Annotated in this window: 17 protein-coding genes and 1 pseudogene; 10 read left to right on the top strand and 8 right to left on the bottom strand. The window is 47.8% G+C overall.

Translation table 11 applies throughout. The features are described 5' to 3' along the window. Positions 1–120: 120 nt before the first annotated feature. Positions 121–1,002 (top strand): annotated as a pseudogene (locus EQP46_RS12260) (DMT family transporter); the annotation flags it as partial. A gap of 316 nt (positions 1,003–1,318) precedes the next feature. On the opposite strand, the gene EQP46_RS12265 reads toward EQP46_RS12260, so the two are convergent. Beyond that, the gene (locus tag EQP46_RS12265) at positions 1,319–2,236 is read right to left on the bottom strand and encodes a LysR family transcriptional regulator (protein WP_129493935.1); all 918 of its coding nucleotides are present in this window, start codon (positions 2,234–2,236) and stop codon (positions 1,319–1,321) included. A gap of 126 nt (positions 2,237–2,362) precedes the next feature. Between EQP46_RS12265 and EQP46_RS12270 the strand changes: the two genes are divergently transcribed. The 3 genes from EQP46_RS12270 (at position 2,363) to EQP46_RS12280 (ending at position 5,159) form a co-directional block, all read left to right on the top strand. Further along, a complete protein-coding gene (locus EQP46_RS12270; protein WP_017008976.1) occupies positions 2,363–3,082 on the top strand; it encodes an SDR family oxidoreductase in 720 nt (239 codons plus the stop codon). A gap of 177 nt (positions 3,083–3,259) precedes the next feature. Further along, a complete protein-coding gene (gene zigA / locus EQP46_RS12275; protein WP_129493936.1) occupies positions 3,260–4,465 on the top strand; it encodes a zinc metallochaperone GTPase ZigA in 1,206 nt (401 codons plus the stop codon). Positions 4,466–4,469: 4 nt separating this feature from the next. Then, positions 4,470–5,159, top strand: a complete 690-nt coding sequence (locus EQP46_RS12280; RefSeq protein WP_129493937.1) for a DUF1826 domain-containing protein — start codon at positions 4,470–4,472, stop codon at positions 5,157–5,159. A gap of 101 nt (positions 5,160–5,260) precedes the next feature. On the opposite strand, the gene EQP46_RS12285 is transcribed toward EQP46_RS12280, so the two are convergent. Then, positions 5,261–6,136, bottom strand: a complete 876-nt coding sequence (locus EQP46_RS12285; RefSeq protein ID WP_129493938.1) for a hypothetical protein — start codon at positions 6,134–6,136, stop codon at positions 5,261–5,263. Positions 6,137–6,832: 696 nt separating this feature from the next. On the opposite strand from EQP46_RS12285, the gene EQP46_RS12290 reads away from it, so the two are divergent. From EQP46_RS12290 to EQP46_RS12300, 3 genes are all read left to right on the top strand, one after another. Continuing rightward, the gene (locus tag EQP46_RS12290) at positions 6,833–7,795 is read left to right on the top strand and encodes a hypothetical protein (protein WP_129493939.1); all 963 of its coding nucleotides are present in this window, start codon (positions 6,833–6,835) and stop codon (positions 7,793–7,795) included. A 315-nt stretch (positions 7,796–8,110) separates the two neighbouring features. Next, the gene (uvrB, locus tag EQP46_RS12295; protein WP_129493940.1) at positions 8,111–10,093 is read left to right on the top strand and encodes an excinuclease ABC subunit UvrB; all 1,983 of its coding nucleotides are present in this window, start codon (positions 8,111–8,113) and stop codon (positions 10,091–10,093) included. A 160-nt stretch (positions 10,094–10,253) separates the two neighbouring features. After that, a complete protein-coding gene (locus tag EQP46_RS12300) occupies positions 10,254–10,589 on the top strand; it encodes a rhodanese-like domain-containing protein (protein ID WP_129493941.1) in 336 nt (111 codons plus the stop codon). 104 nt (positions 10,590–10,693) lie between these two features. Here the strand turns inward: EQP46_RS12300 and EQP46_RS12305 are convergent, their stop codons facing one another. Then, positions 10,694–12,412 (bottom strand): RluA family pseudouridine synthase, encoded by a 1,719-nt coding sequence (locus EQP46_RS12305; RefSeq protein WP_129493942.1) that lies wholly within the window; start codon positions 12,410–12,412, stop codon positions 10,694–10,696. On the opposite strand from EQP46_RS12305, the gene EQP46_RS12310 reads away from it, so the two are divergent. Both EQP46_RS12310 and EQP46_RS12315 read left to right on the top strand, forming a co-directional pair. Beyond that, positions 12,411–12,614: a hypothetical protein gene (locus EQP46_RS12310; RefSeq protein WP_129493943.1), complete on the top strand. Its 204-nt coding sequence runs from the start codon at positions 12,411–12,413 to the stop codon at positions 12,612–12,614. The two genes, EQP46_RS12305 and EQP46_RS12310, sit on opposite strands and share 2 nt — an antisense overlap. Before the next feature lie 4 nt (positions 12,615–12,618). Next, a complete protein-coding gene (locus tag EQP46_RS12315; RefSeq protein WP_129493944.1) occupies positions 12,619–13,374 on the top strand; it encodes an AAA family ATPase in 756 nt (251 codons plus the stop codon). A gap of 101 nt (positions 13,375–13,475) precedes the next feature. Here EQP46_RS12315 and EQP46_RS12320 read toward each other — a convergent pair whose 3' ends face one another. Further along, positions 13,476–14,324, bottom strand: coding sequence for a type 1 glutamine amidotransferase domain-containing protein (locus EQP46_RS12320; RefSeq protein ID WP_129493945.1), 849 nt, complete (start codon positions 14,322–14,324; stop codon positions 13,476–13,478). A 174-nt stretch (positions 14,325–14,498) separates the two neighbouring features. On the opposite strand from EQP46_RS12320, the gene EQP46_RS12325 reads away from it, so the two are divergent. Next, positions 14,499–15,386 carry a LysR family transcriptional regulator gene (locus tag EQP46_RS12325; RefSeq protein ID WP_129493946.1) on the top strand — a complete coding sequence of 296 codons (888 nt, stop codon included), beginning with the start codon at positions 14,499–14,501 and terminating at the stop codon, positions 15,384–15,386. Between the two features lie 6 nt (positions 15,387–15,392). On the opposite strand, the gene EQP46_RS12330 is transcribed toward EQP46_RS12325, so the two are convergent. The 4 genes from EQP46_RS12330 to EQP46_RS12345 all read right to left on the bottom strand — a co-directional run bounded on the left by EQP46_RS12330 (position 15,393) and on the right by EQP46_RS12345 (position 18,385). After that, entirely contained in the window at positions 15,393–15,959 is a 567-nt protein-coding gene (locus EQP46_RS12330; RefSeq protein ID WP_129493947.1) for a DUF6151 family protein, read from the bottom strand. 143 nt (positions 15,960–16,102) lie between these two features. After that, positions 16,103–17,212, bottom strand: a complete 1,110-nt coding sequence (locus tag EQP46_RS12335; protein ID WP_129493948.1) for a cytochrome-c peroxidase — start codon at positions 17,210–17,212, stop codon at positions 16,103–16,105. A gap of 23 nt (positions 17,213–17,235) precedes the next feature. After that, entirely contained in the window at positions 17,236–17,790 is a 555-nt protein-coding gene (locus EQP46_RS12340; protein WP_129493949.1) for a hypothetical protein, read from the bottom strand. 247 nt (positions 17,791–18,037) lie between these two features. Continuing rightward, complete coding sequence (locus EQP46_RS12345) at positions 18,038–18,385, bottom strand: DOPA 4,5-dioxygenase family protein (protein WP_129493950.1); 348 nt, start codon at positions 18,383–18,385, stop codon at positions 18,038–18,040. Between the last annotated feature and the right edge of the window lie 224 nt (positions 18,386–18,609).

Genomic DNA, 18,609 nt, shown 5'->3' on the forward strand with positions numbered 1-18,609 from the left:
TGTGATCTGGATATGATCTTTTGGCCCTTACTCTCGTGAGGTTGCACGTCATAACGTCTTTTGTTTTGACAGCTGCAACACCGTGAGAGAGGAAATACGACATGAACAGGAGCCTTTATCATGCGTAATATTTCAGTTGGGATGGCCATGACCTTGTTGGTGATTGGCAATCTTGCCGCGACGTTCTCTGACGCGCTGGTAAAAACTATGGAAGGGGGTGCTGATGGCGCTATCTTTCAATTTGCTCTATTCCGTCAGGTGTCTGCCGTTCTCATTTTGCTTCCTTTCTGTTTAACGGCACCGAAGAAAAACCTGACGCTTGGTCTTAAATGGCATTTCTTGCGCGCTCACGTGTGGCTTGTCGGTGTGTTCTTTTCGGTGATTGCGTTAACGACCATGCCATTGGCAACGGCGAATGCGATCTTCTATGCCGCACCCTTGATCATGCTTCCGTTGGCTGCGATTTTCTTGCGAGAGAAGTTGTCAACAGCGTCAATTATGGCGGCTGTTGTAGGCTTTATCGGCGTGCTGATTTTGGTCCGTCCGACCGATCTAAGCTGGGCGGCAATTTCAGCTATGATCGTGGCGGTGACGCTGGCCGTGAACAACTTGCTGATCCCTAAGATTCCACGCGAGCAAACAGTGCCGCAAACACTGCTGCTGCATAACTTGATTGGTATTCCAATCGCGCTAGGGCTGGCGTTGTACGAAGGTGTGCCATTTAGCATGGATTTGTTCCTGCGTGCATCCGGTTCAACCGCGTTCATTTTGGTGTATGCCGCTACTTGTGTGATTGCTTATCGTGCTGCGGAAAGTAATAAGATTGCGAGCGCAGAATACAGCGGCCTGGTGTGTGCGGTTGGCGTCGGTCTCGTGTTGTTTGGTGAAGTGCCAGACATGCTGATGATTGTGGGTACGACCTTGATCGTTGTTCCTCTCATCTGGCTTGCGGGTCTCGAGAAGCGCAAAACAAAACGCGCAGCGAAAGCACAAGCATTGGCGGCAGAGACAACCTTTGTCAGCCTCACTGAAGACATGCGCACCGAAGATGATGACATTGCGTTGACTGAAAAATCGGCAATGGCAGATAGCATCGTGTTACCCGATGATGAAGCCTTATCGAATACTGATGAAGCAAATGGCGAGCACATCATCTCTTCGAAAAAAGCCACTGGGGCGGTGTGACCCTGCTCAGTAAGAAGCGATAAACGCACGTCTAAAAACATTAAACGCCACGCTAAACAGCGTGGCTTTTTTATGTCTCATTGAGTTTAGTAAGCATGTACTCACTTTGGCGGTACGACAGAAAAAACAGTGCCTAAGAAAGTTGAGGCGGTACTTCCGCGACCATTCTTTGTATCAAGGCTTTTAGTCGTTTCGGCTGGTGGCGGTCTTTGTGATAAAGCAAATAGAGCGGCACTTTTTCCACTTCCCAATCAGAAAATACGTTCTCTAATCTGCCCGCTTGAACATGGCTTTCGCAGTAAAGCGCTGGGAGTCGACAAATGCCGTTTCCTTGTAGCGACGCGCTCATTAGCACATGGCCATTTTTACATTGTAAATTTCCTTTCACGTCGACATCGACATGCTGAGAATGCGCATCCACTTTTACGTAACGCCAACGCGTGACCGATCCCGTCAAACAATCGTGCTTCTGCAAATCTCTAGGGTGTTCGAGGCGACCGTGCAGCGACAAATAATGCGGCGCTGCGTAGGTGCCGATTTCAATGTCACCCAAGTAGCGGCCAATTAATCGTGAATCATTCAGCGCGCCCATTCGTAGTACGAGGTCAAAACGGGATTCAATCAGATCAACGCGCTCGCTGCTGAAATCCAGTTCAACATGAATATCAGGGTGGTCAAAACAAAAGCGGTGGATCACATCACCCACCAGCGATTCCCCTAATATGCCCCCGACACAGTTCACCGCGATGCGACCGCGCAATTGGTCTGAATCATCAATGGCATCCGAAATGGCATCATCAATCTGCATCATCGCCACTTGGCAACGTGTAAAGAAGGCTTCACCTGCGGTGGTTAAACGTTGAGAACGTGTCGTACGAATAATGAGTTGAACGCCGAGGCGGCTTTCAAGCTGACTAAGCTGACGTGACATGTGCGCCCGTGATGCACCGAGCTTTTCTGCTGCTTTGGAAAAGCTGCCAGATTCGGCAATCGCCACGAACGCACGGATATCACTGAGGTTGTCATTCAATGGATCTTTATTGGTGCTCATTACACAACACTGAGTTTTATTGTGACATATATATCAACAATCATGACTTATTTAGAATGCAGCCTCAATAAGAAACACCCAATAAAAACGCAATAACAAAAACAAACAATCCGATCGAGGTAGAACATGAAAAAGTTAGTTGTTATCACAGGTGCAAGTTCAGGCATTGGTGAAGCCATCGCAAAACAATTCTCAGCGCAAGGTCATCCACTGTTGCTGCTTGCGCGTCGTGTTGATCGCTTAGAAGCCTTAAACCTACCAAACACCTTATGCAAACACGTGGATGTCACTGATAAAGCCTCTTTTGATGACGCGATCGCGGCGGCAGAAGCCATGTATGGCGAAGCGGATTTACTGGTTAACAATGCTGGTGTGATGTTGTTGGGCGACATGGCAACGCAAGATGCTGCGGAATGGCAGACCATGTTTAACGTGAACGTGGTGGGTTTGATGAACGGCATGCAAGCAGTGCTCGCGCCAATGATTGCGCGCAACAGCGGCACCATCATCAACATCAGTTCAGTTGCAGGCCGTAAAACCTTCCCTAACCATGCGGCGTACTGCGGCACAAAATTCGCGGTACATGCGATTTCTGAAAACGTTCGTGAAGAAGTGGCAGCCGCAAACGTTCGCGTGATCACCATTGCCCCTGGCGCAGTAGAAACCGAATTGCTTTCTCACACCACCAGTGACGAAATCAAAGCGGGCTACGAAAGCTGGAAAGAAGACATGGGCGGCATCCTCGCGGCAGATGACATTGCGAATGCCGTGACCTACGCATACAGCCAACCACAGAATGTGTGTGTCCGTGAAATCGTACTAACGGCGACGCGCCAACAGCCGTAAGGTTTTTGGAAGCCAGTTAAGCAAAAAAGCCATCTGAAAAGATGGCTTTTTTCGTTCTGCTGCTCACCGTTGATACGTATCGTGCTTTGTTGCGTTTTGATCAGCGAGTGGCGATGATCCGTCTTGTTCATTATGTTATGTTATAACATAACTAAAAATAGTGAAGAGACGCTAGCAATGTCGTCAAGTGTGCAAAACAAGCTGCCAGTCACTGTGCTGTCTGGCTTCCTTGGTGCTGGAAAAACCACCATCCTCAGTCATTTACTCAACAACGTAGACGGAAAGAAAATCGCCGTCATCGTGAATGACATGAGCGAAATCAACATCGATGCGGCGATCGTGAAAGACCAAGTCTCGTTGAATCACAGCCAAGAAAAACTCGTTGAAATGAGTAACGGCTGCATCTGTTGTACGCTGCGAGAAGATTTACTGATTGAAGTGTCCGCGCTTGCCAACAGCGGAAAGTTTGATTACCTCGTGATTGAATCCACCGGCATTTCAGAGCCTCTTCCTGTTGCTGAAACCTTCACGTTCGCGGATGAAAATGGCGTTTCACTGTCTGATGTTGCCGAGCTCGACACCATGGTCACCGTGGTCGATGCCGTCAACTTTTTAAAGGATTTTGACGAAGCCAAAGATCTTACCGAAACGGCAGAATCGCTGGGCGAAGAGGACGAGCGAAGTGTGGCGGATCTTCTTGTCGATCAAGTTGAGTTCGCCGATGTCATTCTGATCAGCAAAACAGACGTGGCCTCGCCCGACGAGCTTCAGCGTTTAATCGCCATCCTCAAGAGCCTCAACACCGAAGCCAAAATCATCCCGATAGCAGAAGGCAAGGTAGACACAGATGCCATCTTGAACACCCGTCTCTTTGATTTCGAGCGTGCCCAACAAGCCCCGGGTTGGCTAAAGGAAATGCGCGGCGAACACATACCCGAGACGGAAGAGTACAACATTGGCAGCTTCAGCTACTTGGCGCGACGTCCTTTCCATCCTGAAAAATTCCATCAATTCCTTCATCGCACCGAAAACTACGGGAAGTTGCTGCGTTCGAAAGGGTATTTCTGGCTAGCGTCTCACCCTGATTTCGCATGGCAATGGAGCCAAGCGGGTGGCATGGCGAGATACGGTGCAGCGGGACTCTTTTGGAAAGCCGTTCCAAAAGAAGACTGGCCGACAGACAGCGATTACCTCGAATCAATCCAAAAACAATGGGTAGAACCTTTCGGCGATAAGCGACAGGAGCTTGTCTTCATTGGGCAAGGGCTAGATCAGGCGCAAATGATGGCTGATTTGGATGCGTGCTTGTTGAGCGACGATGAACTATCAAAAGGCCACGCTTACTGGCAAGGCGTAAACGACCCATTTATTACCGCGGAGTGACCACATGTATTCTGATATTTCCCCTACTCAAACGAGCGACACCGAACATCATCCAGCGGCGCTTCTGACACGCACAGAAGCGATTGGCCCGCATCCAACCGTGCTGGGTGATATCTACCGTGATGACACCAACATTGCGATTTGGGAGCGCGATCTTCCAGAGGCGGTTCAACATGCGGTTAGCGCCTTGATCAGTGAAAAGCCTCATTACGGCGTATCGCTCAACGTCACACCAGACAATGTGCGTGAAGGCCTAGAAGAGTCGCTCGATCTTGTGGTGCATCAAACGCTGATTAATGACATCGAACTGCTGGTGAACATGTTTTGCTGTTTGTTCGATCTCAAGCGAGTCGGTTTACGATTAACCGTGATTGATAAAGCCATGTGCCCGCGTTTTCACACCGACAAAGTCCCGTGCCGCTTGGTCACCACGTATCAAAACGTCGCGACAGAATGGCTACCGCATAACGTGGTTGATCAAACGAAGTTGGGCAGAGGAAGTAACGGGAAACCGGATAGCGAGTCTGGTCTGTATGCGCATGCAGAAGACATCCGTCAGCTCAACTGTTTTGACGTCGCCTTACTCAAAGGAGAAAGCTGGGAAGGAAACGAAGAAGCAGGTCTTGTGCACCGATCCCCCGCGCATGATCCCGACCAAAGCCGACTGCTTTTAACGCTCGATTTTGCGGATTGATAGGATTATAACGCTGCACGCAGCCCCGCATGGAAGGCTCGAGGTCACGTTTAATGATTGAATGAAAAACGCTGGACCATTGGCCAGCGTTTTTCATGCTATTAATTTTCTACAACCAAACTATCAAATGGTTGCCCTTGCGGATTTTGACCGCTGTACATTGTCTTCAAAACACGCTCGGCGTTTTTGCCCCATGCACCATCGAATCCGAACCCACTAAAATGGTTATACATGCCTAACGCGTGGGAAAACTCATGTGTAGCAACATCTTGAGGCGCTGTTGCATTACATGTAATCAGCCCGTTATTCGCACCTGCAACACTGTCTAAATTCACCCATGTGAATCTATGATCACGGCTCCACTGAATTGCTGGATATTTTATCCCGTAATCGGTGGCAGATACGATATGTGAGGACATATTGTATGAAAACGGTGCGCTGGAGACAGTTCCCTGACTACAGAAGCCACTCATTAAACCAATTGATGTACCTTGGCTTAATATGAATCCCCAATCGGTATCTAAACCGGATAGGTCGATGTTATAGGGGTCAGAAATGTCAATATTAACCACACCTTTGCGGTCAAACATCTGGTAGCCCACTAATCCTTCGATATAGTCCATCGTTGCAACGAAACGTGCATCAGCCTTTTCTCGATAGTAAACAGGGATAAGTTTCCCTTCGACAAATCGCGTTAATCCGGGATTTTGCGGAGCTTCAGAGCCATCATCAAAACAATATAAGGCAGAGTTGCACATGTCTGGGTTTAAGTAGTCTGTTACTCCCCAAGTTTGGCCTGAGCTATTTTTTTCACACAAACCACCTTCAGCTTGGTTTGTACACTTTACTGCACTCGCTACCTGTTCAACTGTGTAGCTCTTACTCTCTTTATCACCACTGTCACTACCAGTGCCACATCCGGTAACGGCAAAAATCGACAATGCGAGTGTTGAGATTTTTAGTGTATTTATACTCAAGAGATTACCAATCAATTAAAAAAAACGGCCAATGGTAAGTGGTTAGCCTTCCTAAATAATTGATTTTTGTCACCGCTAAACTCTTTTGCACAACTTATGAACGTTTTTCACGGCATTTCTGTCAAGAGGAAATGAGGCAACGACATTTGAAGCGTGTTCTTATGCGAAACGGCGTGCTTTTGCCCCATTTTGTGTTACAAAAAACAAATCGAGTCTGTATCATTTAAGGAGTTCTTGCTAGATTTTCTCATGACAATTTTATACAAGTCTTGAAAACTTTCATTCTTTAGCTTTTTCGTAAAATCATACCTCCCTTTTAAGTGTGCTTAGGTTGATCGGGGAGATAAGTCAAGGTTCGATTCCTTGGACGTATGTTGGCTCCATAGCTCTTTTTTTTGTGCTTTTGCGTTACTTTAGTATCCAGTTGGCTTCGTCAACCACTGCAGACAAAAATCAGGAGGTTTCTATGAGACATACATTATTAGCTAGTACTCGCGTTCTCTTTAGTTCATTATTTGAAACAATATGGGCTATTGGAGTCGGCTGCGTCGCTGGCCACTTATCAACCTAAGTGCACTTTTTACTCGCCTTAAAAAGGCAAGTGATCCATAGAGTTATTTTCATTTTTAAATATTTCAACCACGTAGTTAGTTAATTATTATAATTTTATTAAATTTATACGCGAACAAGATAGATATGTATAGAAAAATAATTTTTCCACATGTTCATGAAAAAAAACAATTTGGTCATGCCTTAGTCCGTTGCTTTGAAAAATTTGACAAAATATTTGATACATCACCATATAAATCTTTTGCTGTTTACTCTGACTATTCTGGTAAGACAAATGGCGATTACAATGTGTATAGCTTTTTGTTTACTCCGATTGATACAACTGGAGTCTACTATCACAAAGTTGAACAGGCTCGGAAATACTATGGTCTTGAAAGAGGAGAGATCTCTTTTAAAAAAATGGGGCACAATGAACGCATGCTAAAAGTGGCTAATGAGGCTTTAAGAGCCTCAAATAATAGTCTTCCAGGGATTCTGGTCAATGTATGTATAGATAAAAGTGTAAATTCATTGTTTACTGATCAACAGAGAAATAGTAAGAAATATCTGAATAGAATATTGTTGGATGGTGGGTTTAAGAGCATACCAAAAAATAGCATTGAAACGGCACTTAGAATTTCCCACATATTTTCATTTCTATCCACCACATTTCTTTCAAAAGAACACCTGATTTTTTGGATGTCTGATAACGAAGATGATTTTTACCCTAAGAGTAACGAGAAAATCCGAAAGGAATTTATTCAGTTGCTTGACCGAGTTTTGCCATTGTATACAAAAGAAGGTTTCGAGTTTTTGAATTTCTGTGTTCAAGGTTCGGTAGACGCCAAGTGGCATCGAGAGCTTGTAAGCCTCGTCGATATGAGTGCGGCTGGAATCAATGATATTCTTACTCTTAATAAAAAAGAAAAGGAATTACCAAAAAAATCAGAGTTAGTAGGCAAATGGCTATCGCTACCTACTGGTTTGTCCTTACAAAAGTTCAACTTGCTTATTACCAGAAATAAAACTGATGTACTTAGTGGAAGTATTTCACTAGATTACAACGGAGACCGTTCAAATATGGTAGAAATACCAATTACTCAAATATGATTACTTATTCATTCAATAGACAACAGAATTATTTTGGCTGCATCAGCAGCCAACACCTCTCAAAAAACAAAGCCGTCTACTTCGTTTCCCCAAACTAAAGTTATCCGAAACAGACACTCGAGTGTGCAATCCCTAACTCGAAATTGTCCAAAAGCGATTTAGGGCAATCCCCCTAAACCGCCAAAAAGCTGCCAATGTCGGGCTTTGCTTTCCACAATACCAATATTCCCAGTTCTAGCACGCTATACGGTTTGACAGCTGACGTTGGCCCGTCCTTTACTTGGTGATGCGTATATAGTGACTAGGGAATCAGGCATGGGTCAGCACACTTTTTTGCTTCACTCTAAGAATTCACCGGCGGGCGATCAGCCAGAAGCGATAGCAAAGCTCATCGCAGGGATTGAGGCGGGGAAAACGCATCAGACATTGCGGGGCGTAACAGGATCAGGCAAGACATTCACCATGGCAAACATCATTCATCGTTTGCAGCGACCCACCCTTATTCTTGCGCACAACAAGACGTTAGCCGCCCAGCTTTACCATGAAATGCTGGCGTTTTTTCCGCAAAACGCCGTGGAGTATTTTGTCTCTTACTATGATTACTATCAGCCCGAAGTCTATATTCCTGGCAGTCAACGTTTTATCAGAAAAGACTCCGCGGTGAATGCGCAGCTTGAACGCTTGCGGCTGTCGACCACGAAAGCGCTGATTGAGCGTAAAGATGTGATTGTGGTGGCGTCTGTGTCCTCGGTATATGGTCTGGGCTCACCCGATGACTACCGAGCGCTGCAAATTCCGGTAGCGCTTGGGGCGCAACTCAATCTTATGGCACTGGAGAACCAACTGGCCAAACTCCACTATGAGCCCGGCGGTGAGCCTTTGTCGCGAGGGAGCTACCGTATTAGCCCGCGTAAGGTGGATATTTTCCCGGCAGATTCAGAAAAAGAAGCGATTGTGGTCATGCTCGACAACGCCAACGTCATTACGCAATTGTTGCGGGTGGATAATGCGACCGGAGAAATCCTGGGGGAGTTGGAACACTATCTGGTGTCACCCAAAACCCTGTATTCAACGTCTCCTGAACAGGTTGCCCGTGCCTGCAAAGCGATCGAAGCCGAGCTTGAAGAGCGCACTGCAGCGTTGAGTCGTAACCATCAGGTTGTGGAGGCTGCGCGGCTTTACGAACGCACCACACGTGACATAGAAATGCTGCGCTTGCAGGGGTATTGCGGCGGAATAGAGAACTATGCGTCTTACCTCACGGGTCGAGACACGCGCTTGCCACCAACGACCTTGATGGATTACCTCCCAAAAGGTGGGTTGCTGTTTATGGATGAATCCCACGTCATGGTGCCGCAAATTCATGCCATGTATAAGGGCGATCAAAGTCGTAAAGACACCCTGATTGACTATGGCTTCCGTTTGCCGTCTGCCAAATTTAACCGTCCTCTTAGCTTTGAAGAGTTTGAGAAGATCAAACCACAGACCATTTTTGTGTCAGCGACACCCGGTCATTACGAGGTGCAACGCTCGGGGGGAGAGGTGGTTGATCAGGTGATACGCCCGACCGGATTACTCGACCCAGAGATTGAGATTGTGCCATTGGCGCAAACACAGGAAGACTTAATGGCACGGGTTCGCGCCTGCATTGAGGTTCAAGAACGGGTGTTAGTGACCACGCTCAGTAAGCAAAGTGCTGAAGCGCTTTACCATCAATACATTGAGGCAGGCATCCGCTGCCAATACATTCATAGTGATGTGAAAACGGAAGACCGCATTGAGATCATCCGTCAACTTCGACGTGGTGAGCTGGATGTGTTGATTGGGATAAACCTACTGAGAGAGGGGCTAGATATTCCAGAGGCCTCATTGGTCGCAATTCTGAATGCAGACCATGCTGGCTTCCTACGCTCCACGGAAGCACTGATTCAGATCATTGGACGTGCGGCCAGAAACGCGAAGGGTAAGGCTGTGCTCTATGCCGACAGTATTACACCAGCGATGCAAAGAGCCATGGATGAATCTAACCGTCGCCGTGCTAAGCAAATTGCTTATAACGAGGCGCATCAACTGCAGCCGAGAAGTTCGAGCCGGACGATTGATCCTGCCATAGCGCAACCACGTGAGAGCAAAGATGCCTTAATGTGCGCCACGCTTGAGGAACTGTGCCACCGGATCACGGAAACTGAGCGAGAACTGTTAAAGGAGTGTGCCGAAAATGGCGGAACGGAAAATGCGGAGACCAATGCCTTACGGGCGACGCTCGATACCCTCTATCGGCAGTATATCTTTATGTAAGCGGTTGTCATTTTTGATGGGGGCGACTGCACCTAGACATGATATGAACCGCATCACGATGCAGTGACCTAAAGCTCATCGCTGACTCAGCGCACTGACCATCAATCGCGGATAGCGTTAAAATAGGAAAAACTGTTGATGTTCATAGGACGTGATAGTCATGACGTTGTTAAGTGTGAAAAATGGGATTATTGGCTTGGCGGTCATGCTGCTCAGTGCGGCTGCGCATGCAGAAGCTGTTTGGATTGATACACGAAGTGCGGCGGAGCATTTTTTCGATAACATTCCGGGGGATGTTAGGTTTTCGCATTCGGATATCGTGAAAGAAGTGACGGCGCTTTACCCTGATAAAAACCAAGAAATTCGCCTCTATTGCCTCAGTGGCGTGCGTTCGGGAAAAGCGATGGAAGCGCTCAAGGCAGAAGGCTACCAAAATGTGTTTAACGCGGGCGGCATTGCAGACGCGAGAGCGCAGCGCGGTTTACTTGATGAGTGATTAAGCGACATTTTCCCCATCAGAATTGAAAAAGACCTTCATTGATTCATCACGTGAAGGTCTTTTTTTTGTCTGCTCGGTGGGTGTTTTTTAGCTGTGACGCTTTAAAACTCACACTCAGCATCGAACGTCATGCGTTGATGGTTGTAAGGGTGATCAAACGAAAGCTGTTCGGCATGAAGGTGAAGACGTGTGTCGGGTTCGCCATATAATCCGTCGCCGACCATCGGCATGTTCAAGCCTAAGTGGTGCGCGCAATGCACACGGAGCTGGTGGGTGCGGCCCGTTTTAGGATGCATGTGAAGCTTACTGCGACCTTGTTCAGTCTTGATCAGTTGCCAATACGTGGTTGCAGGTTTTCCATGTTTAAAGCACACCAATTGGCGCGGTCTGTCGTCAGGATCGCCGCGCATTGGCAGGTTAATCTCACCGCTTGGTTGTTCCACAATCCCTTCCACCATGGCGACATAGCGCTTCTCAACACCACGGGTGATGAACTGTTTTTGCAGGTTTTTGTTTGCGCGTCGTGTCAGGGCAAACACCAATAAGCCAGATGTCGCCATGTCTAATCGATGCAGAACAAAGATCTCTTCAACCTCTGGCAGCATGGCAATCACGCGGGTGTAGGCCGAATCTTTAATGGTTTTGCCCGGCACGGAAAGCAGGCCTGATGGCTTGTTCACCACGATGATGGCCTCGTCCTGATAAACCACCTCTAATGTTTTGTCTTCTGCCCAGTTGGTTTCAAGCGGGTTTGGATCAACCTCTAACCCTTCCAGCATGTGACCCAGAATGGGATTGCACTTGCCGTGGCACGATGGGTAGAACTTTTTATGCTGACGCACTTCTGATTTCGGTGAAACGCCCCACCAAAACTCCGCCATCGCGAGCGGGGTATATCCGTGCTTGTAAGCATAGTGCAGCAACTTAGGCGCGGCGCACTCCCCAGCACCTGCAGGCGGCGTCGGGCTGGTGGTTGGGGCAAAAATGGCTTTGAGGGATTTTTCTTCACCGTTCGCATTGAGGAAGCAATATTGCTCAAACAGTTTGTTTTGCAGCGCGTTCGACAAGGTTTTACGTTGCTGCTTCGCATCGTCAATGGCGGCGGTTAGCGCGGTTAACTCAGCGTGAAGGGCGTCGATTTTTTTATCCCATGCCATCTTGAGGTATTTGAGGTCGTTTTTCTCGGCAACGCTTTGCTTGGCAAGCGCCTCTAGCGCGGAGTTCAACGCCTCGCCCGTCAAGTGGGCTTCGGCATGCTGGCGCTGCTGTTTACGCTCTGCGCGTCCTTCAATCATGGTTTGGCGCTGTTGTTGCTCTAGCGCTTTGTAGTCGGCTTGGTATTGCGCGACTTTGCCACTCAAGTGCGATATTTGAGGGTTGGCAGAAAGGGCAGTGACTTGCGCGTTAAGGGCGGTGATCGCTTCCAATTCGGTTTGGAAGAAACATTCCTCGGCCAGCATATCAAACACAGGCGGTACGAAATTCGGCAGGATGTTTTGATCAGCAATTTTGCCGGAAAACGCACTGAAATAGCCGAGCTCCCCGCGTGGAGAGCGCACCAGCAAGACGCCAAACATTTTGCCTGTGCCTTCTGCTGTATTTTCGCCATCCAGTTCGTGCTCACTGTTAAGCCCAAAGTCATGTTGCCAATCGATTTGCGTGGCAAGGTGTTGCTGCAGTTCTTGCGCAGCAAGCACACAGAGCGGGTGTGGCTGATAGTAAAACGGGAAGGTAAACGCGCTCGGCAATTCGAGATGATCGATATCGGCGTTAAAGCGGGTAAATAGCCCGTCTGGGGTGAACGGTGCGTCTGTGTGCATGGTAAAAGTCTATCAGCAACTCGATTGGGGGCGTGATTTTACCTGTTTAGGTGAGAAATACTACTTTGTGTTGGCTCGAGACCATCCACTTTCCTGCCGCATGTTCAGGATCATCATCAAACGTGAGTTCACTTTGGCGTATTCTTCTTCGGCGCGGTATGTTTCACTGTCAACGCTCGCGCCTCCAACGTTAGGAATGTAAACACATGGAAGCATTGCCATATCTAAAAACGGTTAGTTTAAAGCGGGATCGGGTTGATTCATTCAACGCTTACCCGTTTTCTATTCCAGCGGTGAATCATCTTAATACGCTCGAGTTTGCAAAAGACGTGACTATTTTGGTGGGGGAGAATGGCAGCGGGAAATCAACCTTGCTAGAGGCCATTGCCGTTGGAATGGGGTTTAACGCTGAAGGCGGCACCAAAAACTTCAACTTCGGCACCCGATCTACGCACTCGTCTCTCTATGCGCATTTAGGTTTTTCAAAATCCTACAAGAAGCATCGTGATGGTTTTTTTCTGAGGGCGGAAAGCTTTTACAACGTTGCCACGAACATTGATGAATTGGATGAAGAACCTGGACCTCAGCCGCCGATTATCAATTCATACGGCGGTGTTTCTTTGCATCGCCAATCTCACGGCGAGTCGTTTCTTGCTTTGATGGTGGAACGATTTGGAGGGGAGGGTTTGTACATACTTGACGAACCCGAGGCGGCACTGTCGCCAACCCGGCAGCTGTCTGTATTGAGCCGAATGCATCAACTGGTGAAAGCCAATTCCCAGTTTATTATCGCAACGCATTCCCCAATATTGATGGCCTACCCGGGCGCGCGGATTTATCAGATCGATCAGTCTGGTATCAACCAAATCAAATACGAAGACACCGAGCATTATCAGGTCACCAAAGCGTTTCTAAATAATCCTGCACCGATGCTGGCACAATTGTTTCTGGATGAATGCTGACGTTAACTCGAAATATTCAGATCAGAAAAGGCCTGACAATATCGACGTTAAATCGATGTATCTCAGGCCTTCTCTAAGAAGTTAAAGCGTGTTGTTGACGGTTACTTTTGCAGTTTATTAAGCACTTCTGTTGCTACTCCAGCAGCAGATGCAGGGTTTTGACCTGTGATGAGCTCTCTGTCTGTGACAACGTTCGGGTACCATAAATCATTACCAACATTGAACGTTGCGCCAGCTACGCTCAAGGCATCTTGCGGGTAAAACTTCATTTCTCCGCCGCCCAACCAGCCTTTGCTTGCTTCCTCTTCACCATTGCTAAATGCAGTCACTTTGTAGCCGTTGTAGATCCAATCTTTTGGTGTTGCAGGAGATTTGCCTGCTTCTAGCGACTGCACGAACGCTTGCGCGTTTGGCAATGTTGAAATCAGCGCGATGGGTCCGTGGCATACCAGCGCTGTGACTTTCTGATTGTTATGGAAATCAGTCAGCAGTGCCCCCATTTGCTTGTCGGTCAGCAGATCGTTCATTGGTGCGTGTCCGCCTGGTACATAAACAGCATCGAACTTGTCATAACCGATTTGTTCTACGCGGCTCAGGCTAATGACAGGGGAATTTTCTTTGTCAGTGATCTTGAGCTTTTCAAGCAGCGCTTTGTGCTCTGCCATTGATTTTTCATCGTTACCAAAGAACATCACGTTGTCAGACAAAACGTCGACAGTTGGTGCTAAACCGTTAGGGGTTGCGAACGTGAGGTCATGACCCGCATCGAGAAACATTTTTACTGGCTGCATCAACTCATTCAGATAGAAACCTGTTTCGTAGACATCCGTGCCTTTTAGTTTTAGGTGGTCTTCATCTGACATGACGACGAGGATGTTGTCTGCAAGGGCAACTTGGCTGCCTGCCGCGAACACGAGGCTTGCTAGTAGGGTTTTAGTCATTGATTTCATCGTATTCTCCTTGGGTTATTTTTAACTGACGGTTTGTTTCCAAATCATCAACTAAATTTGATGTGTGGAGACTGTGTCAGCGATGAATGCAGTCTATAGGGCAAAGGTTGAGAGAAAAACAGGGTGTTTGTGTATGATTGGTTTCCAAAATGGAAATAAGTGTAGGGCGTTGGTATGGACACATTGAGGGCGATGGCGTTGTTTGTGAAAGTGGCTGAAACGGGCAGTTTTAAGCAAGCGGCGATGGAAATGAATCATTCAAACTCGCTGATAAGTAAAGATATCGGGAAATTGGAGGAGTTAGTGGGCGCGCGCTTATTGCAACGCTCTACCCGCAAAATACAGCTCACTGAAATTGGTCGAGGTTACTTGGAGCATTGTCAGAACATTTTGAGTTCTCATCAAGACGCGCAAGATTATGTGCAAGACATGCAAGGGCGGCCTAAAGGACGCTTGAAGATCAACGCACCGATGACGCTAGGGATTACCGCCTTAGGGCCAGCGTTTGCCGCGTTCACTGCATTGCACCCTGAAGTAGAATTGGATGTGAATTTGAATGATGATCCGGTCGATTTGATTGCTCAGGGGTTTGACTTGGGCTTTCGGGCTTCCAGTGTCGGTGTGGACTCAAACTACATTGGTAAACCCATCACGACATTCTCTTTGCACCTCGTGACAACGCCCAGTTACCTCGATGCACACGCACCACTGCATTCTGCCGATCAACTCAGCCAGCACAATTGCTACATATACAGCTTGGCGATGGGGAAAAACCAGTGGCCTGTAAATGGTGGTATGGCAGTGTCTGGCAACATCATCGCGAATAACACGATCTTCTTGAAAGAGGCATTACTTCAAGGGTTAGGAATTGGTCTTCTCCCCAGCTTTGTGTGCGCTGACGAAATCCAATCGGGGCAGTTTGTGGAGCTTTTGAAAGACGAACCGTTACCGACGCTGAGCTTTTATGTGCTGTATCCGAGTCGGCATTACACGCCGCCGAAATTGGTCAAATTCATTGAGTTTATGCAATCGTGGTTTAATGATGAGCAAAGCCGAGAGTGAAAACGTTTAGTTGCGCTCGTCTGGCTTTACAACCGCTTGGCCATTGTCCTTGAAAAACGGCGTCGGCACGTTGTTGCCCTGAATTTTATTCTTAAGCATGAACGACATCACGGCCGCGAGTGAGGCAAAGGAAAACTTAGGGTGTGGGTTAGTGGGTGGCGTGCCTTTGGCAAATTTGCCCATGACATAACATTTCACTGGGCCAACAGCGGCTTCTTTGCCTTCACCTTGAAGTGCGGTGAGCGGAATGCCGGCAAATGGCATTTTTCTGCTGATGGTGTTCACGATAGGGGAATGACAGCACGCGGTATAGAAGCGATAAACGCCTTTGGGTGTCATGCGCATGCAGCGCAATTGGTCTGCCCCTTGGTGGATTTCAACTTGCGAGGGAGCCAGTTGGAATAAATCCGTGCCACCAAATTCATCGAGCCATTTCTCTTCATTGCCAATGTACTTTGCGAAGCCTTGGCAATCGTCACAGTAGCAAACCATATGGTTGCCTTTCTTGGGTGATACATTCTTGACTGTGCCTTTTAATGTGCCGCAATCACACTGCAATGATAAATCTGTCATAAGAGAATTCCATCCGTTGAAAAAGGTAAGCGAATTATTGCTACCCTCTTTTGACACTATAACGAATGTTATCAAAGCGCGAGTGTATGGACGGGCGATTGAGCGCCCGTCTCATAAAAGATCCCACTATTTCCGCATCTTACTTAAATATTACCGCCCGGATTAAGCCCGCTCGGCACCGCGTCTGGAATGGTTTTGTCAAAGCTCTCGTCAGTCAGTGACATCAAGAAGGCTTCAATCGCGTCTATGGTGTCGCCGTTATTATCAAAGTCTAATGCGGCGAGGTCAGGATCATTGCTTGGGTTACCCACGCCGTTGTAAAAAGCAATGGCATCCCTGAGTGTCCTCTCCGTGCCGTTATGCATGTAAGGCGCGGTGAGGGCGACGTTTCTCAAGCTTGGTGTTCTGAATTTACCGTCAATGCCGTTGTCTTCAATGCCTGCATTCGTCAGTTTAGGGTTGGTTTCAACGGTGAGTTGGTGCAACGAATAATCTGAGAACATTGGTCCACTGTGGCAGGCATTGCAGCCCGCATCTATGAATGCATTTAGCCCGCGAACCTGCTGTTGCGTCAGTGCTGATTCATCGCCTCGTGCATAGCGATCAAAAGGGCTGTTTGCTGAGATCAGTGACCTTTCGAATGCAGCAAGCGCCTGTGCAATGCGTTCATCATTGATGGTGCTATCACCAAAAGCGTCGGTGAACAACGTTATGTATTCACCATTCGCATTGAGACGCGACACCACCTCATCTAAGATTTCAGCTTCCGTAAACTGGTCGCCGCGCATTTCTTCCTTCGAACGAATGGGATCGAGTGCTTGGTCTTCCAGCGAGGTCGCACGGTTATCCCAAAACATGACGGTCGCAGATGGGTCGTAGTTGCTGTTTTCATCAATCCCGTTGTAAGCCGTGTTGACGATGGTGGGGGAGTTTCTCTTAACCAAAGCGCCAGAGATACGCGCTTCGGACAACCCTACACCGCCAACACCCATGCTGACATCAATGTGCTCGGCGTAGCCATTATCAGGGTGATGGCATGTCGCGCAGGCCACATCTTGGTTGCCTGATAAAATTGGATCCCAAAAGAGTTGTTTTCCAAGTGCGACTTTTTCAGCGGATGATGGGTTATTGGCTGGCTCGATAAGGGTTAATGGCAAGCTGCCGACCTGCTCGCTTGTTGGGTCATCACTGGGTGATGCACCACCACAGGCAGCCAGAACGAGAGGAAGCATTACAGCGCTTAATTTCTTCATGATGAAACCTATTTATGTGTGCATTAGAAGGAGTATGAAAAGCTAAGTCCGGCGGTGAGATCATCGGAACCGTATTGGTTTACAACGAGCGTCGTACCAAAGGCTTTTTGCCATTCAACACCCAGCCCCAGCGATGCTTTGAAATCAAAATCCGAGTAGGAATTGTTGGCTTCTCGATCAAGCAGTGAAACGGCAATTTCTTCATTGATGTAAGCCGCGCCAATGGAGGCTTCCAAGAAAGCGCGATTTCCCCAAAATTCTGCAAAATCCCATTGCGATCCAACATCCGCATACACGATATCTACCGCGCTGCCTTCTTTGTCGATGTCAGTTTTGTAGCCAGCAACGAGGAAAGGGTAAAAGGGGTTGGTAGACAGAAAGAAGTATTTGAATTCCGTGCCGACGAGCATTTCATCTTCCCCCCCGAGTGCGCCCGCGGCAAAAGTCTCAGCAGAAATGGCTATTTGAAAGGGGTTGCGCTCCTTGGCTTGAACCATGCCAGAGGAAAGAGCAAGAGGGAGTGCAAGAAAGGGGATAAAAACGGATGCGCTTTGATTTACAAAATGGGGCTTCATCATCTAATCACCAAGGACAAGGTTACGTGAATGGTTCGAGTCGACAGGTATAAGGGATGGGGTGTGAAAAAAATGTAGAAGTTGTTAATTTTTTACAGTGAGGCGTCTTGGTGGGGAGACGTTATGATTGTGGCTCTAAACGTTCAGGCGGGATCGGCGAACAAATAAACAGGCAAACGTGGGTTTACTATGCCACGTTTGCGGTGGGATTCTTCTTATTCACCTCGGAGAGACGCTAATGGTGTTTTCTTTAAAATCCGCTTAGGTCAAGCGCTACGGCATTCCCAAGCCAATAGGCGTGCTGTGTGTGGTCAGCAAGATCGTCGCCGGTGCTGGCATGCACTAACACATTAAGGGTGTCACGTTGCTCATCCAGCCAAGGAATGAAGTTATCAAAATCCGTATCAAAGAAAAGCACCTGATAGCTCCACATCGTGTGGGGGCCAACAGGTCTTTCATGGATTCGCCCGAGTTTGAGTGAAAACGCATGTTGGGTTTTCTCATACAGGCGCTTCGCTGCGTCTAACGTGTTTGCATCAAAATACACATGGGCGTGGTACGCTTTATGTAGGTTTATCGGTTTTCTTGGGCTGTCCATCCTTGTCTCCTCAGCCTTGGATCTTTCTTTCAGCGTAGCGTATTTACCCCTGTAGATTCCATGACTTATTTGCCGCACGCCGTGTGCCTGTTCGTCTTGTTATGTGGCGTCATTGGCAGATTTATGAATAATGACAGGGGGCGGCAATCGCTGTATGAAAGGGGCTTCAACACATGGGCACGTTTCTCTTCACCATCACGTCAGTTCCCCTCAACCATTAAGTA

The sequence above is a fragment of the Enterovibrio baiacu genome (genome assembly GCF_004120195.1).
In the GTDB taxonomy this organism is placed as follows: Bacteria; Pseudomonadota; Gammaproteobacteria; order Enterobacterales; family Vibrionaceae; genus Enterovibrio; species Enterovibrio baiacui.

Bases quoted from the DNA above. Each gene is read 5' to 3' on its own strand.
- EQP46_RS12315 (WP_129493944.1), top strand. From the start codon at position 12,619: ATGGAAGCATTGCCATATCTAAAAACGGTTAGTTTAAAGCGGGATCGG.
- EQP46_RS12335 (WP_129493948.1), bottom strand. From the start codon at position 17,212: ATGAAGAAATTAAGCGCTGTAATGCTTCCTCTCGTTCTGGCTGCCTGT.
- EQP46_RS12270 (WP_017008976.1), top strand. From the start codon at position 2,363: ATGAAAAAGTTAGTTGTTATCACAGGTGCAAGTTCAGGCATTGGTGAA.
- EQP46_RS12340 (WP_129493949.1), bottom strand. From the start codon at position 17,790: ATGATGAAGCCCCATTTTGTAAATCAAAGCGCATCCGTTTTTATCCCC.
- EQP46_RS12265 (WP_129493935.1), bottom strand. From the start codon at position 2,236: ATGAGCACCAATAAAGATCCATTGAATGACAACCTCAGTGATATCCGT.
- EQP46_RS12320 (WP_129493945.1), bottom strand. From the start codon at position 14,324: ATGAAATCAATGACTAAAACCCTACTAGCAAGCCTCGTGTTCGCGGCA.
- zigA (WP_129493936.1), top strand. From the start codon at position 3,260: ATGTCGTCAAGTGTGCAAAACAAGCTGCCAGTCACTGTGCTGTCTGGC.
- EQP46_RS12325 (WP_129493946.1), top strand. From the start codon at position 14,499: ATGGACACATTGAGGGCGATGGCGTTGTTTGTGAAAGTGGCTGAAACG.
- EQP46_RS12345 (WP_129493950.1), bottom strand. From the start codon at position 18,385: ATGGACAGCCCAAGAAAACCGATAAACCTACATAAAGCGTACCACGCC.
- uvrB (WP_129493940.1), top strand. From the start codon at position 8,111: ATGGGTCAGCACACTTTTTTGCTTCACTCTAAGAATTCACCGGCGGGC.
- EQP46_RS12305 (WP_129493942.1), bottom strand. From the start codon at position 12,412: ATGCACACAGACGCACCGTTCACCCCAGACGGGCTATTTACCCGCTTT.
- EQP46_RS12290 (WP_129493939.1), top strand. From the start codon at position 6,833: ATGTATAGAAAAATAATTTTTCCACATGTTCATGAAAAAAAACAATTT.
- EQP46_RS12300 (WP_129493941.1), top strand. From the start codon at position 10,254: ATGACGTTGTTAAGTGTGAAAAATGGGATTATTGGCTTGGCGGTCATG.
- EQP46_RS12310 (WP_129493943.1), top strand. From the start codon at position 12,411: ATGGTAAAAGTCTATCAGCAACTCGATTGGGGGCGTGATTTTACCTGT.
- EQP46_RS12280 (WP_129493937.1), top strand. From the start codon at position 4,470: ATGTATTCTGATATTTCCCCTACTCAAACGAGCGACACCGAACATCAT.
- EQP46_RS12330 (WP_129493947.1), bottom strand. From the start codon at position 15,959: ATGACAGATTTATCATTGCAGTGTGATTGCGGCACATTAAAAGGCACA.